At 49.1% G+C, this 13,924-nt stretch carries 14 protein-coding genes; 13 read left to right on the forward strand and 1 reads right to left on the reverse strand.

Going from position 1 to position 13,924, the window contains the following annotated elements:
• Window positions 1-80: 80 nt before the first annotated feature.
• A complete protein-coding gene (gene flgA, locus ACZ5R2_RS06370) occupies window positions 81-833 on the reverse strand; it encodes a flagellar basal body P-ring formation chaperone FlgA (protein WP_464919428.1) in 753 nt (250 codons plus the stop codon).
• A 64-nt stretch (window positions 834-897) separates the two neighbouring features.
• On the opposite strand from flgA, the gene ACZ5R2_RS06375 reads away from it, so the two are divergent.
• The 13 genes from ACZ5R2_RS06375 to flgL all read left to right on the forward strand — a co-directional run bounded on the left by ACZ5R2_RS06375 (window position 898) and on the right by flgL (window position 13,904).
• Entirely contained in the window at window positions 898-1,830 is a 933-nt protein-coding gene (locus tag ACZ5R2_RS06375; RefSeq protein WP_464901499.1) for a chemotaxis protein CheV, read from the forward strand.
• 9 nt (window positions 1,831-1,839) lie between these two features.
• Window positions 1,840-2,673 (forward strand): CheR family methyltransferase, encoded by an 834-nt coding sequence (locus tag ACZ5R2_RS06380; protein WP_464901500.1) that lies wholly within the window; start codon window positions 1,840-1,842, stop codon window positions 2,671-2,673.
• Between the two features lie 318 nt (window positions 2,674-2,991).
• On the forward strand, window positions 2,992-3,387 hold the full coding sequence (gene flgB, locus ACZ5R2_RS06385) for a flagellar basal body rod protein FlgB (protein WP_438458851.1): 396 nt from the start codon (window positions 2,992-2,994) through the stop codon (window positions 3,385-3,387).
• 4 nt (window positions 3,388-3,391) lie between these two features.
• The gene (gene flgC / locus ACZ5R2_RS06390; RefSeq protein WP_464901501.1) at window positions 3,392-3,808 is read left to right on the forward strand and encodes a flagellar basal body rod protein FlgC; all 417 of its coding nucleotides are present in this window, start codon (window positions 3,392-3,394) and stop codon (window positions 3,806-3,808) included.
• A 13-nt stretch (window positions 3,809-3,821) separates the two neighbouring features.
• Complete coding sequence (locus ACZ5R2_RS06395) at window positions 3,822-4,532, forward strand: flagellar hook assembly protein FlgD (RefSeq protein WP_438458849.1); 711 nt, start codon at window positions 3,822-3,824, stop codon at window positions 4,530-4,532.
• A gap of 30 nt (window positions 4,533-4,562) precedes the next feature.
• A complete protein-coding gene (gene flgE / locus ACZ5R2_RS06400; protein WP_464901502.1) occupies window positions 4,563-5,861 on the forward strand; it encodes a flagellar hook protein FlgE in 1,299 nt (432 codons plus the stop codon).
• Between the two features lie 202 nt (window positions 5,862-6,063).
• Window positions 6,064-6,813: a flagellar basal body rod protein FlgF gene (locus tag ACZ5R2_RS06405; RefSeq protein WP_464901503.1), complete on the forward strand. Its 750-nt coding sequence runs from the start codon at window positions 6,064-6,066 to the stop codon at window positions 6,811-6,813.
• Between the two features lie 20 nt (window positions 6,814-6,833).
• Window positions 6,834-7,622, forward strand: coding sequence for a flagellar basal-body rod protein FlgG (flgG, locus tag ACZ5R2_RS06410; RefSeq protein ID WP_464901504.1), 789 nt, complete (start codon window positions 6,834-6,836; stop codon window positions 7,620-7,622).
• Window positions 7,623-7,636: 14 nt separating this feature from the next.
• Window positions 7,637-8,410: a flagellar basal body L-ring protein FlgH gene (gene flgH / locus ACZ5R2_RS06415; RefSeq protein ID WP_464901505.1), complete on the forward strand. Its 774-nt coding sequence runs from the start codon at window positions 7,637-7,639 to the stop codon at window positions 8,408-8,410.
• A gap of 108 nt (window positions 8,411-8,518) precedes the next feature.
• Window positions 8,519-9,610 (forward strand): flagellar basal body P-ring protein FlgI, encoded by a 1,092-nt coding sequence (locus ACZ5R2_RS06420; protein WP_464901506.1) that lies wholly within the window; start codon window positions 8,519-8,521, stop codon window positions 9,608-9,610.
• 11 nt (window positions 9,611-9,621) lie between these two features.
• Window positions 9,622-10,617, forward strand: a complete 996-nt coding sequence (flgJ, locus tag ACZ5R2_RS06425) for a flagellar assembly peptidoglycan hydrolase FlgJ (protein ID WP_464901507.1) — start codon at window positions 9,622-9,624, stop codon at window positions 10,615-10,617.
• 203 nt (window positions 10,618-10,820) lie between these two features.
• Window positions 10,821-12,695 carry a flagellar hook-associated protein FlgK gene (gene flgK / locus ACZ5R2_RS06430; protein ID WP_464901508.1) on the forward strand — a complete coding sequence of 625 codons (1,875 nt, stop codon included), beginning with the start codon at window positions 10,821-10,823 and terminating at the stop codon, window positions 12,693-12,695.
• A 15-nt stretch (window positions 12,696-12,710) separates the two neighbouring features.
• Window positions 12,711-13,904, forward strand: coding sequence for a flagellar hook-associated protein FlgL (gene flgL / locus ACZ5R2_RS06435; RefSeq protein ID WP_464901509.1), 1,194 nt, complete (start codon window positions 12,711-12,713; stop codon window positions 13,902-13,904).
• Window positions 13,905-13,924 lie beyond the last annotated feature (20 nt).

Raw genomic sequence — 13,924 nt, forward strand, 5'->3', positions numbered from 1 at the left:
TATTTTCACTTTTATTGTGGCAACTTTTAGGTTGCGACTGACTTTTGGGCCAAGACTGTACGTGTTATCGACCCGAGGCGCTAAAACTGAACCGAAACTTCACCGATTCCACTCACGCTTGCGTCGATTATACGATTGGATTTGTTATTTTTCACTCGGATTTGTTCACCAACCGAGCCATCGGACAGAGCTGTGCCTTTTGTGGTGATGGTCATCCCGTTCCGCTCGGCTTTGATCATTACTTCTTCATTGCGGCAAACCACACACACGTCACCCCGCTCAATGGTACTGCCGGTACGAATAGTCCGCTTCACCTTTGAGCCTACGACTTGGTTGATATCAGTAAAGCCCTGACGACGTGAGCGGTTGATATCGACGTAGGCGAGTGTGACATCACTCGCGGTGATCAGGTGGCCTCGAGGTAATCCTGCCAGCGCTGCCACTTGCGGGCCTGTGGTGACCACACGCACGGGCACATAAAGACGCCAGTTATCTTGTGGGCACTCAACCAGCACCGTCATATTGGAGCTGGTACGCGAGCTTGATGAGGATGTGACGAGCTCAGTTGGACAATCGGTAGCAAACACCCTTGAATCGATATTGCCTGCTCTCGCTTCTATAGTTCCCGTTGCCGGAGGGGGGACAGAATCGAGGACAAATTCTTGCGCAGCTTGTTGAATTAGCTCAATTTGCTCAGGTGTTGCTGCTTGAGAAAAAAAGCTAAAGAAGGAAACAAAAATACCGATAAAAATGTAAACACAGTTAACTAATTTTCTACACATAAAGATGGTACTGACTAGTGGATATGAATAGAATATATCACTCTGCTTCATAAGGTTCGATCCTAGTCTGCAGTACAAAACCGATATTTATGTGATTTGAGATGGAGAAGAGCTTATGACCGGCGTTTTAGATACGGTTAACCAGCGCACCCAGCTAGTTGGGCAGAATCGCCTAGAGCTACTGACCTTCCGCCTAATGGGAAGTCAGCGTTACGGGATTAACGTTTTTAAGGTAAAAGAGGTGCTACAGTGTCCACAGTTGACCCGGATGCCGAATCTCAATTCATTGGTTAAGGGCATCGCTCATATTCGCGGTCAGACTATCTCTGTGATTGATTTGAGCCTAGCGATTGGCGGCCGCCCGACAACGGATATCGATAAATGTTTTGTGATCATCTCTGAGTTCAACCGTACTGTGCAGGGCTTCTTGGTCTCATCGGTCGAGCGTATTATTAATATGCACTGGGAGTCGATTCTCCCTCCACCAGAGGGCACTGGTAAGTCAAATTACTTGACCGCAGTAACTAATATTGATGATGACTTGGTTGAGATCCTTGACCTGGAGAAGGTCCTAGCAGAAATCGTCCCAGTCAATGAGGCGATGGATGAGAATATTAGCCAAGAAATCGCTCAGGTTGAAGCCAAAACCGACAAAGAGATCGTGCGTCGAATTCTGATCGTTGATGACTCGACGGTTGCGCGTAAGCAGGTGCAAAGAGCCATCGAGTCGATTGGTTTTGAGGTAGTCGCGGCTAAAGACGGCAAAGAGGCCTATCGAGTACTGCAGGAAATGTTGGAAAAAGGGCCGATCAGCGAACAGCTTTCACTGGTGATCTCCGACATCGAGATGCCGGAAATGGATGGCTACACCCTAACGGCAGAGATTCGTCGCAACCCGGATCTCAAAGATTTGTATATGATTCTGCACTCGTCATTGAGCGGGGTATTCAACCAAGCCATGGTTGAGCGTGTTGGCGCAAACTGTTTTATTGCTAAGTTCAATCCGGATGAATTGGGTAACGCAGTTAAGTCCGCTTTGATAGTTTAAGAGTTAAAAATGACAACAATAACCATTGGCGAGCAAGAGTATCGAGACTTTTGCCGCTTTTTAGAGGCGCAATGTGGCATCGTTCTGGGTGACAGCAAGCAGTACCTAGTGAGAAGTCGATTGAGCCCCCTGGTGACTCAATTTCAGCTTAACTCTCTGTCAGAGTTGCTCGCCATGGTCAATGCCGGACGCCATCGTGAACTTAGCATCGCTGCGGTGGATGCCATGACCACCAATGAGACCTTGTGGTTTCGCGATACTTACCCTTATGCGGTGCTGGCCGATAAGCTGCTGCCAGAAATGGCGGCTAACAAACGTCCGATTAAGATCTGGTCAGCGGCGAGCTCATCAGGACAAGAGCCATACTCAATGGCGATGACGGTACTGGAGATGAACCAGCGCAGACCGGGTCTGTTGCCCAACGTCTCGATCACCGCTACCGATATCTCTGCCACCATGCTGGATATCTGCAAAGCGGGTGTTTACGATAACTTAGCGCTGGGAAGAGGATTGTCTAACGAGCGGCGTAGAGCTTTCTTTGAGGAAGTGGGTGATGGGCGAATGAAAATCAACGACGCCGTGCAGCGCTTGGTGACCTTTAGGCCGCAAAATCTGATGGAAAGCTACGCTCTGCTAGGCAAGTTTGACATTATCTTCTGTCGTAATGTGCTGATCTACTTCTCACCAGAGATGAAATCTCAGGTATTGAATCAGCTTGCTGGAAGTCTCAATCCGGGTGGCTATCTGTTGCTCGGCGCGTCAGAGTCTTTGACTGGACTGACCGACCGCTTTGAAATGGTTCGCTGTAACCCGGGGATCATCTACCGACTAAAACAGCGATAATGCTGAAACCGTGCTGTGAGTTGAACATTATTCGATTCAACGAGTAGCAACTTACCCACTAGGGTTGAATCCCATTCAGCCCTCGGGTAGACCCTTTTTCTTCCAGCCCCTCTTTCCTATACTAAACAAAGCCAGTCCAGCAGCGTTCTATGATGGCAATAGGCTTAGTGACATTCTCCTATCGGCCCTCACTGCAACGCTATTTGCTGAGATACTTGTGACAATGACGCGGACAATTAGCACTAGTTCAATAAGTTGGTACGTATATTGCTTTTTGTTCTGAGACTGGCGGTCATTTTTTACGATACAGAGGACAGTATGGCTATTTCTTTCAATAACGCATTGGGTATACACCAACACACGGTCGGTGTTCGTGCGCGCAACGCTGAGGTTATCTCAACCAATATTGCACAGGCAAATACCCCAGGCTTTAAATCGAGAGGAATGGACTTTGACCGAGCGTTAAAAGCGGCAACATCGGGGGCAAGCTTCGGTGTCAATCGCACCCATGGTCGGCATATCTCTGCCTCTAGTCGTGTTCAGGGGGAAATTAAATACCGCACCCCGACCCAACCAGATACCGGAGACGGCAATACGGTGGATGTGGATCTGGAGCGTAACCTGTTTATGCAAAACCAACTCCGTCATCAAGCGTCACTGGATTTTCTTGGTAATAAGTTCAAAAACCTCACCAAAGCAATCAAGGGGGAGTAATTAGATGAGTCTATTTAATGTATTCAATGTGACAGGGTCTGCAATGAGCGCGGAATCCGTTCGTCTAAATACCACCTCGAGCAACCTGGCTAACGCCAACAGTATCAGCAGCTCAGCTCAAGATACTTACAAGGCGCGTCATGCAGTGTTTGGTGCAGAGTTGAACAAGGCGCGCCATCAACGCGATCCGAATGTGCCAGTAAAGGTGCTGGGGATCGTCGAGAGCAGCAAGCCTCTGGATGCGGAGTATAACCCTGAGCATCCACTCGCGAACGATGAAGGGTATATCTACAAACCCAACGTCAATGTGATGGAGGAGATGGCCAATATGATTTCTGCGTCTCGCGCATACCAAACCAATGTGCAGGTCGCGGATGCCAGTAAACAAATGCTGCTGCGAACGCTGCAGATGGGTCAATAATAGGAGATAGCGTATGGCCGGAATCAATAACCTTGGTGGTCAAAGTGGCTTGTCCTATGTTGATCAGCTGAAAGCCCTACAGGAACAAAAAAAGCCAGAGCACACCACAGGTCAGCAAGACTTGAATCAAGAAGATTTCTTGTCACTACTGACCAAGCAACTGGCTCAACAGGACCCTTTTCAGCCGGTCGGCAATGACCAAATGATCGCACAGATGGCGTCATTCGCCACGGTAGATGGCATCGGTAAGATGAACGATCAGTTTGAAACGTTGAACACCTCGATGACCTCTAACCAAGCCCTACAAGCCTCGACCTTAGTTGGCCGTGATGTGCTTGTACCTGGCGCTGCTGGTGTTAAGCAACAAGACGCTGGTATGGCTGCAATGGTTAAACTGCCACAAGCGATTGATGGCCTAATCGTTCGCATTGAGAGCGAGATGGGTCAGCTTGTCAGTACCTTTGAAGTCGGTGCCCAACCCCCAGGTGACACTCGGGTTGAGTGGGATGGCAATGATGACAGCGGCAACCCGTTACCGGCAGGTAAGTACCGCGTTCGAGCATCTGGGATGCTCAATGGTGAAAGTCGCGACTTTGAGGTGTCGACTTACGCCAATGTGAATAGTGTACTGCTAGGCAACGGTAACGGTAATGTGCTGCTAAATCTGGCTGGCTTTGAGTCGCCAGTGAACTTAGCTGAAGTACTTGAAGTTGGCAAAGCGTAGCCACTTTAACTTGATAGGAGTTTTAAAAGAATGTCATACGTATCATTGAGTGGTATTTCGGCTGCTCAACTGGATCTAAACACCACCAGTAACAATATCGCCAACGCCAACACATTTGGCTTTAAGGAGTCGCGTGCAGAGTTTGGCGATGTGTACTCAACGTCACTGTTTACCAATGGTAAAACGACCCCGGGTCAAGGTGCGCAAGCACTCAACGTTGCCCAGCAATTTCACGAGGGTTCAAGTATCTATACCAACAACCCACTTGATTTGCGTATCCAAGGCACGGGATTCTTTGCTGTAGCCAAAGAGCGCTTTGCTCCGCAGCAAAATGAGCTGACGCGCAGTGGTGCTTTTCACATCAACAAAGATAACTTTATTGTGAGTTCTCGTGATGAGTACCTGTTGGGCTATGACGTTAACCGTGATACTGGTGAGGTGTTGTCTTACGAGCCGAGCCCGATCCATATTCCGGGTGAGTACGGTAAGCCAAAGCAGAGTGCAACGCTTGAGGTGGAATTAAACCTACCGGCGAATGCTGAGCCGAAGGATCCCAACTTTTTCGATATAGAGAACCCTGATACGTATAACCATTCTACCTCGACGACAATCGTTGACTCGATGGGGCAGGGGCATAAATTGACCACTTACTATGTCAAGGATCAAAACGCCCATAACACCTGGCAGAAGTTCTACTCTGTGACAGACCGAAGTGGTGAGAAGAAGCTTGATATAGACGGTGGCGATGTGACCTCTCCGGGTGGTCACACTGGTCACTCGATGATCTTTAATAACGATGGCACCGTCAAATCTGTCAACGGCGGTAACCTAGTTCAAACCGTGTCTCTGGGTAGTGCTGGTGTCGAGGTCAATGGTGCTGATCCGTCTCAATACTTGAACGTTAAGATGCCAGACATCACGCAGTACGCTTCACCATTTGAGATCTCAAAGTTCTTTGATGACGGTGCGACGACCGGTTTCTTAACTAAAATTGACTTTGATGAAATTGGTACCATTCTTGCCACCTATTCTAACGGTGAGAACGTAACTTTGGGCCGTGTGGCTTTGGCTCGCGTCCCGAATGAACAAGGCTTGGATAAGAAAGGCGGTACTCAGTGGGATACCACTGAGCAGTCAGGTAAAAAAATCTGGGGTGAGTCGAACAAGGCCTCATTCGGTAGTATCAGTAATGGTACACTTGAGCAGTCGAACATCGATATGACCCAAGAGCTGGTGGATCTGATCTCAGCTCAGCGTAACTTCCAAGCCAATTCCCGTGCGCTTGAGGTTCACCATCAACTGCAACAAAACATCCTGCAGATCCGCTAATTGCGGCCAAAACTTCCTATCAGACTCGTGGCTAAACGGGAGGCAAATCCTGTTTGGCCCGTTTGCCACTTTGCCGCTTTGTCCCTTCTAGTTGGTTACTATTCTCTCTGCATTGGACTTAAGTTGCTGAATTTATTGTTAAAGTAATGTTGGCATAGCAATTGCTTTCTATGAATTAGAATTGATTGTTAGGGCTGATAATATGGACCGTTCACTGTTTCTCGCGATGAGTGGCGCAAAGCAGAATATGCAGGCGATGCAGCTGCGCGCTAATAACCTGGCTAATGCCAGTACCACGGGCTTTCGTGCTGATCTGGCACAAGCGCGTTCAATGCAGGCTTATGGCGATGGTTTGCCGTCTCGCGTGTTTAGCATGACAGAACGCCCAGGCCATAACTTTAGTCAGGGCAGTGTGGTAACCACAGGCCGTGACCTTGATGTGACGATTCAAGGTAGTGGTTGGATTGCTGTTATGGATAAGACCGGCCAAGAGGGCCTGACACGTAACGGTAACCTCAGTATTAGCGAGAGTGGCCTACTGACCAACAGCTCAGGTCAACTTGTGCTGGGTGACAACGACGCGCCAATTATGCTGCCGATCCCAGTGAGCAAGGTCGAAATCGGTACCGATGGCACAGTCTCTGTTGTTCCACAGGGTGCACCAGCCGATGCACTTGAGGTTGTCGACCGAATCAAACTGACCAACACCAACAATCAAGACCTATTTAAAGACATCAATGGTCTATTTCGCCACAAGCAACCTAATCAAGCCTATTTTGCCGATGCCGATGTAACGCTACTCAAGGGCGCGATCGAAGGCAGTAACGTCAATGCCGTGGGTGAAATGACCAGCCTTATCGACTTACAGCGTCAGTTCGAAATGCAAGTCAAGATGATGAGCACCGCAGAAGAGTTAGACCGAGCGTCAGATTCGCTTCTTCGTAGCAGCTAATGGAAAGGTAAGAGAAGACAATGCAACCAGCACTATGGGTGAGTAAAACCGGTTTGGATGCCCAGCAAACCAATATCTCGACAATCTCTAACAACCTCGCAAACGCTTCTACAGTAGGTTACAAAAAAAGCCGTGCGGTATTTGAGGACCTGTTCTACCAAAACATTAATCAGCCTGGTGGTCAATCATCGCAGAACACTGAACTGCCAAGTGGCTTGATGCTCGGCGCTGGTTCAAAAGTGGTGGCCACGCAAAAGGTTCACACACAGGGTAATACGCAAACCACCTCAAACCCTCTGGATATGATGATCGAGGGCGATGGCTTTTTCCAAGTATTGATGCCTGATGGCAACATTGGCTATACCCGCAGCGGACAATTTACCGTGAACGGTGAGGGGCAAGTCGTGACTTCAGGTGCGGGCTATCCTCTGGAGCCGGAGATTGTCATTCCAGGTGAGGCGATCAGCATCACGGTGGGTACCGATGGTGAGGTATCGGTGCGCGTGCGTGGTCAGCAAGACAACCAAGTCCTGGGCCAGATCACCACGGTTGACTTTATTAACCCAGGTGGTCTCGAGCCGATTGGTCAGAGCTTGTACCTACCAACAGGCTCAAGTGGTGACCCACAAGAAGGCATTCCAGGACTGGACGGTTTTGGTACTGTACGCCAGTCAATGCTAGAAACATCGAACGTGAATGTGACTGAAGAGCTGGTGAATATGATTGAAGCACAGCGCGTCTATGAAATGAACTCTAAGGTCATCTCATCTGTCGATCAGATGATGAGCTTTGTTAACCAGCAGCTATAACGGGATAGACTGAGATGATCAGACGAGTATTACCTTGGTTTTATGTCTTTCTGATGACTGGCTGTGTGGGCATGCAGCCTATCGAGCCACCGGATAATAGCTCTGGTGTGACCGAAGTTGATGCGGTCGAGGGGGTTCCAGAGACCTCATCTGGGCTGGTGGATACACTGCGTCAACGTACGGATCCCGTTCAGGGTGATCCGGCATGGGCACCGATCCACCCCAAGCATCAGCCAGAGCATTACGCCGCTGAGACCGGCTCACTGTTCAATGCCAACAATCTGACCAGCATGTATGATGACAATAAGCCAAGAGGTCTGGGTGACATTATCACTGTCATGCTTGATGAGCGCACGCGAGCAGCGAAAAGTGCTGATGCCGACTTATCGAAGAACAATGACGCCTCAATGAACCCAGTGGTGCTGGGCGGGCAAGAGCTCACCGTAGGCAATTACAATATCTCGTATGAGCTGAGCAATGACAATAACTTCAGCGGTAGTGCTGCGGCGAACCAAAGCAATAGTTTGTCGGGGTCGATAACGGTTGAGGTCATTGAGGTGCTGGCAAATGGCAACTTAGTGATTCGTGGTGAGAAATGGCTGACACTCAATACGGGCGATGAGTATATTCGCCTTAGCGGCACCATCCGTCCAGATGATATTGAGTTTGATAACACCATTGCTTCAACACGAATTTCTAACGCTCGCATCCAGTACTCAGGCACGGGTACCAACCAAGATATGCAAGAGCCGGGATTCTTGGCACGATTTTTTAATGTAGCTTTGTAAGCGTGAATAATAGCTTTGTAAGCGCGAATATAGCTTTATAAGCTTTAGTGTAGCGAGGTTAATGTTGCCGCAGGCAGCAGTTAGAGTCGAATTGGTAGCGGAAATAGAATGAAGAAGTTGCTTTTGGTCATCACCAGTCTGGTATTAACCCTGTCCCAAGCTCATGCAGCGCGGATCAAGGATGTCGCTCAAGTCGCCGGCGTGCGGAGTAACCAATTGGTGGGCTATGGTCTGGTGACTGGATTGCCTGGTACGGGTGAGTCTAACCCATTTACTGATCAGAGCTTTAGTACCATGCTGCAGAACTTCGGCATACAATTGCCGCCCGGCACAAGGCCAAACACCAAAAATGTCGCCGCAGTGATGGTGACCGCTGAGATCCCGGCTTTTACTAAGCAAGGGCAGACCATCGATGTGACGGTTTCCTCGATTGGTTCGGCTAAGAGCCTACGTGGCGGCACATTGATGCAAACCATGCTTAAGGGTCTTGATGGCGAAATCTATGCGGTAGCACAAGGTAACTTAGTCGTCAGTGGGTTTAGTGCTTCCGGTGCTGATGGATCCAAAGTCGTGGGCAATAACCCTGCCGCCGGCATGATCTCAAGTGGTGCGATGGTTGAGCGCGAGATCCCTTCGCCATTTAGTCGTGGTGACCACATCACCTTTAATCTGCTTCAGTCTGACTTTACTACTGCTCAGCGCATGGCAGATGCCATCAATAACTTTCTTGGGCCGGAAATGGCCAATGCGATGGACGCAACATCAGTGCGTGTCCGTGCCCCGCGAGATATCAGTCAACGCGTCGCCTTCTTATCGGCAGTCGAAAATATTGAGTTCAACCCTGCTGACGGTGCGGCAAAGATCATTGTTAACTCGCGTACTGGTACGATTGTGGTCGGTCAACATGTCCGTCTCAAACCAGCAGCGGTGACGCACGGTGGCATGACGGTGGCGATCAAAGAAAACCTTGCCGTCAGCCAACCGAATGCATTTTCTGGAGGCCAAACGGTGGTTGTGCCTGACTCAGATATCGAAGTTACGGAAAAGCAGGGGTCGATGTTTAACTTCCAACCAGGGCTAACCTTGGATGATTTGGTTAGTGCAGTTAATGAAGTCGGCGCGGCTCCATCGGATCTGATGGCGATTCTTCAAGCCTTAAAACAAGCTGGCGCTATCGAAGGCCAGTTGATTATTATTTAAGGTGCTTAATCATGGTTAATAACGGCAATGATATTGGCTTTGTTCATGATATTTCTACGCTAGATCGCCTGCGTCAATCAGCAGTCGAGGGTGGAGAGCAGGGTGAGCAGCAGGCGCTAAAGGCCGCTGCCAAGCAGTTTGAGGCGATTTTTACTTCCATGCTATTCAAGTCAATGCGAGAGGCCAATGCAGGATTTGAATCCGAGCTGATGAACAGCCAAAACCAGAACTTTTACCGTCAGATGCTCGATGAGCAGATGGCATCAGAAATGAGTGCCAATGGATCACTGGGCCTGGCGGACATGATAGTTGCTCAGCTCGGCACAGGCAATCTCGACAATTCTGAGCCTGTCGCTCCTGGCGAGAGCTTTGAGCAGTTAATCCAGCGTGTGCGCAGCGAAAAACCGGTTACGGGCGTGCAGGCTCCATCGACGGAGCTCAGCGCTTCGACTGTTGTCACAGAAAGCACCCCAGCCAAGCTAGTGGCTTCGACTGGCACTTCTAGGCAACCAGCTCACACACCGGAGGCCCGCATATCAGTTTCTTTTGACTCACCAGAGACGTTTGTTTCGGCTATGAAGCCTTATGCCGAGAGAGCGGCAAAACTGCTGGGCATCGATTCTTCGGTATTGATCGCGCAAGCCGCACTGGAAACTGGCTGGGGTCAAAAGGTGATTCAAAATGGCCAGGGTAGCAGTAACAACTTGTTTAATATCAAGGCTGATCGAAGTTGGCAGGGCGATAAGATGGCCACGCAAACCTTAGAGTATCACCAAGGGGTGCCAGTCAAGGAGCGCGCAGCGTTTCGTGCCTATGACAGCTATCAGCAGAGCTTTGATGATTACGTCCAGTTTCTTGAGCGTAACCCACGTTACACGACGGCACTGCGTGAACATCATGGTGACTCAGAGCAGTTTATGCAAGGTATTCACCAAGCAGGCTACGCCACTGACCCTAATTATGTTGATAAGGTGATGAGCGTAAAGCGTCGTATTGACCAGATGTAATCTTTTTAGGGGCGAGGTGCGGGGTTCACTTCGTTCCGAGGTGCGAGTTATATCGCATGTGCGATAAGCCCCTCCCTTCCAATACAATCCTTTTGCAAATCAAAAATTTGAATAAAAGCCATCAAAATCAACAGCATATTTAGTTGGCATTTATATTGCATTGTTTTGTCTAGCGGCAATTTTTGTTTAATCCCGGGGGCAATATGGCATCAGATCTCTTGAATGTAGGTTCACAAAGTGTACTTACTGCCCAGAGACAACTGAATACCACAGGTCACAATATTTCCAACGCCAATACTGAGGGTTATAGCCGCCAGTCGGTGATACAGGGAACCAATCACCCCCGTCATTTTGGTGGGCAGACCTATGGTATGGGCGTACATGTGGAAAATGTTCGCCGCTCTTGGGATCAGTTTGCCGTCAAAGAGAAACAGATTGCCACCACCAATCATGCGGCAAAGCAGGATGCCCAGCAGAACTTGCACCTGCTATCACAATTGGTCTCGTCGGCATCCGCACAGAAGATCCCAGAAAACCTCAATGAATGGTTTAACTCAGTCAAAACGCTTGCTGATACACCGAATGATCTTGGTGGGCGTAAGGTTGTGATCGAGCAGGCTGGTCAAATCGCAAACACCCTGAACGAAGTCTTTGAGAACGTGCGTGTTCAGGCGAGCGCCATCAATCGTAAGTTTGAGGTTGGCGTTGAACGCATGAATCAGATTGGCACGGAAATACGCGACCTACACCGTTTGATGTCACGCACGCCTGGACCACATAACGATTTGATGGATCGTCATGAGCAGTTGGTTGAAGAACTGTCCGAGTACACCAAAGTGACCGTTACCGGTCGCCCTAGTGGGGATGGCTTTAATGTCTTTATTGGCAATGGACATATGTTGGTCTCGGGTAATGAGTCAAGCCAGCTTAAAGTGATGGATGGAGAGCCGGATGTTCAGCAGCAGCGCCTTGCGATCGTTGAGGGGCAGGGGATTAAACCGATATCCAGCAAAGATATCGATGGCAAACTCAGTGCTATCCTTGCGGCACGCGATGAACATATCCCTCATTTGATGGATGAGATAGGCCGAGTTGCGACCGTTTTTGCGGAAAATGTTAACCGCCTGCAATCGCAAGGTATTGACTTAAATGGTAATGTTGGCCAGAACCTGTTTACTGATATTAATGATCCGGTGGCAACCAAGTCTCGGGTGATTAGCCACCGCGACAGTCAAGCCGATCTTGCCGTATATGTTGAAGACACCAGTTTGCTGCGCGCAGGAGAGTATAGCCTGGCGTATCACAATGGTCAGTATCGACTCACTGATCCTAGTGGTGTTGAGTCCCTCGTCGAGCCAAAGCAAAATCAGTTGGAGTTTGATGGTATCCGAGTCGATATTCGTCATGGACTAGAGCAGGGTGAGCAGGTGCTGATCAGGCCGACGCGTCAAGCGGCCAGTGAGATCAAGCTCGTCAGTCATGACCCGAGCGCTATTGCCGCGCAAAGCTTTACCGCCTCAACGACCCAGGCACAGGGCAACGCCAAGTTTTCGGTATTGTCGGCCGGAGATATCAAAGAGTTTGAGGTGATTATTTCACCGCAGGGGAATGAATTTGCCGTGACTGACAGTCAGGGCAATTTGTTGCTCGGCCCCGAGCCATATCCCCATACAGGACCGATGGCGGTCGGTGCTACAAGCTTTTCTATCACCGAGGGGGCTTTGCCGAATGATCGCTTCAGCGTAAACCTGCATTCAGCCGAGGGCGATAATGGCAACTTGCGCAAGATGCAAGCGATTCAAACCGATAAGTCACTTGATGGCGGTGAGAGTACTCTGATAGAGGTGTACCACAATCTCAATACCGACCTAGCACTAAAAACATCCCTCGCAGACAGCGAAGCGGATATGGCACAGCTTGAAAAACAGGCAGCCACTGAACGAGTCGCGGCAATTTCTGGGGTGAACCTCGATGAAGAGGCGGCCAATATGATGAAATTTCAACATGCCTACATGGCGTCTTCGCGGATTATGCAGGCGGCCAATGACACTTTTAATACCATCTTGGCATTACGTTAGTAGGAGGCTTGGCAGATGATGAATCGAATTTCCAGCTTTCATAACTACCAGGCGGTGCAGAATGATATGCGCCGCCAAGAAGGTAAGATCCATCAAAATCATGCGCAGCTTGCGTCTGGTAAGCAACTGAATAAACCCAGTGATGACCCAATGGCATCGCACTACATTCAGAGTATCAGTCAGCAAAATACCCAAATTGAACAATACCTAGAGGGTATTTCATTATCACGCAATCGCCTAAATCACGAAGAGGTGCTGCTGGACAATGCCGAGCAGTTTACCGATTCAGCCAAGCGCAATGTGATGGAAATGATCAACGGCTCGTTATCGCCACAAGATCGTGATGCCAAAGCGCTAGAAATGCGTGAATTGATGAGTAACTTTCTCAACCTGGTTAATGTCCAAGATGAGTCAGGTAACTATATTTTTGCCGGTAATAAACCGAAAAACCAACCCTTTTTCTTGGGGGCTGATGGGCGCGTGAGTTACATCGGCGATGACCATCAGCGCAAGATGAAGATCGCGAGCAATATAGAAGTTCCGCTTAATGATCCCGGTAGCCAGGTGTTTATGCAGATCCCAAATCCTCAGGGGCACTATATCGGTAACTATCAGTTGAGTGAAGGCTCTGAGTTACTGCTTGAGCGAGCGGAGAACCGCAACAGCAGCGATAGTGCGACCTATTCAGTCGAGTTTGTCGATATGGGGGATGGTAGTTTTGGTTATCAGTTAAGCCAAAACGGTATCGCGGTTCAACAAGATATTTATGACCCCTCGGTAGGTATTCGCTATCAGGAGCTGTCGATTCAGCTTAAGGGACAAATTAATAAAGGCGATCAAATTACTCTGACGCGCCAAGAGACGTTTAGTGTGTTTGACTCGCTACAGGATGCGATAAGTCAGGCGTCAGGTTCGGTCTCAGATGCTTCGGTCACAGCCCAGTTGCACCAAATTACCGAGCAGTTGTCCGCGGCCTTTAATCACCTTGGTACTCAGCGTACCGAGGTCGGTACCCGACTAAATACCTTAGATGTGCAGGAAAATCAGCACAAAGATTTTCAATTGTCATTGGCACAATCCAAGAGTTCGTTTGAAGACCTTGACTACTCCAAAGCGGTGATTGAATTTAGTGAGAATTCACGCGCACTGCAAGCGTCACAGGCGGCATTTGGTAAGACAAAGGACTTAACGCTATTTAATTATTTGTGACCCGATTCGCTGCAAAGTAA

The organism is Vibrio sabulosilitoris (genome assembly GCF_055391395.1).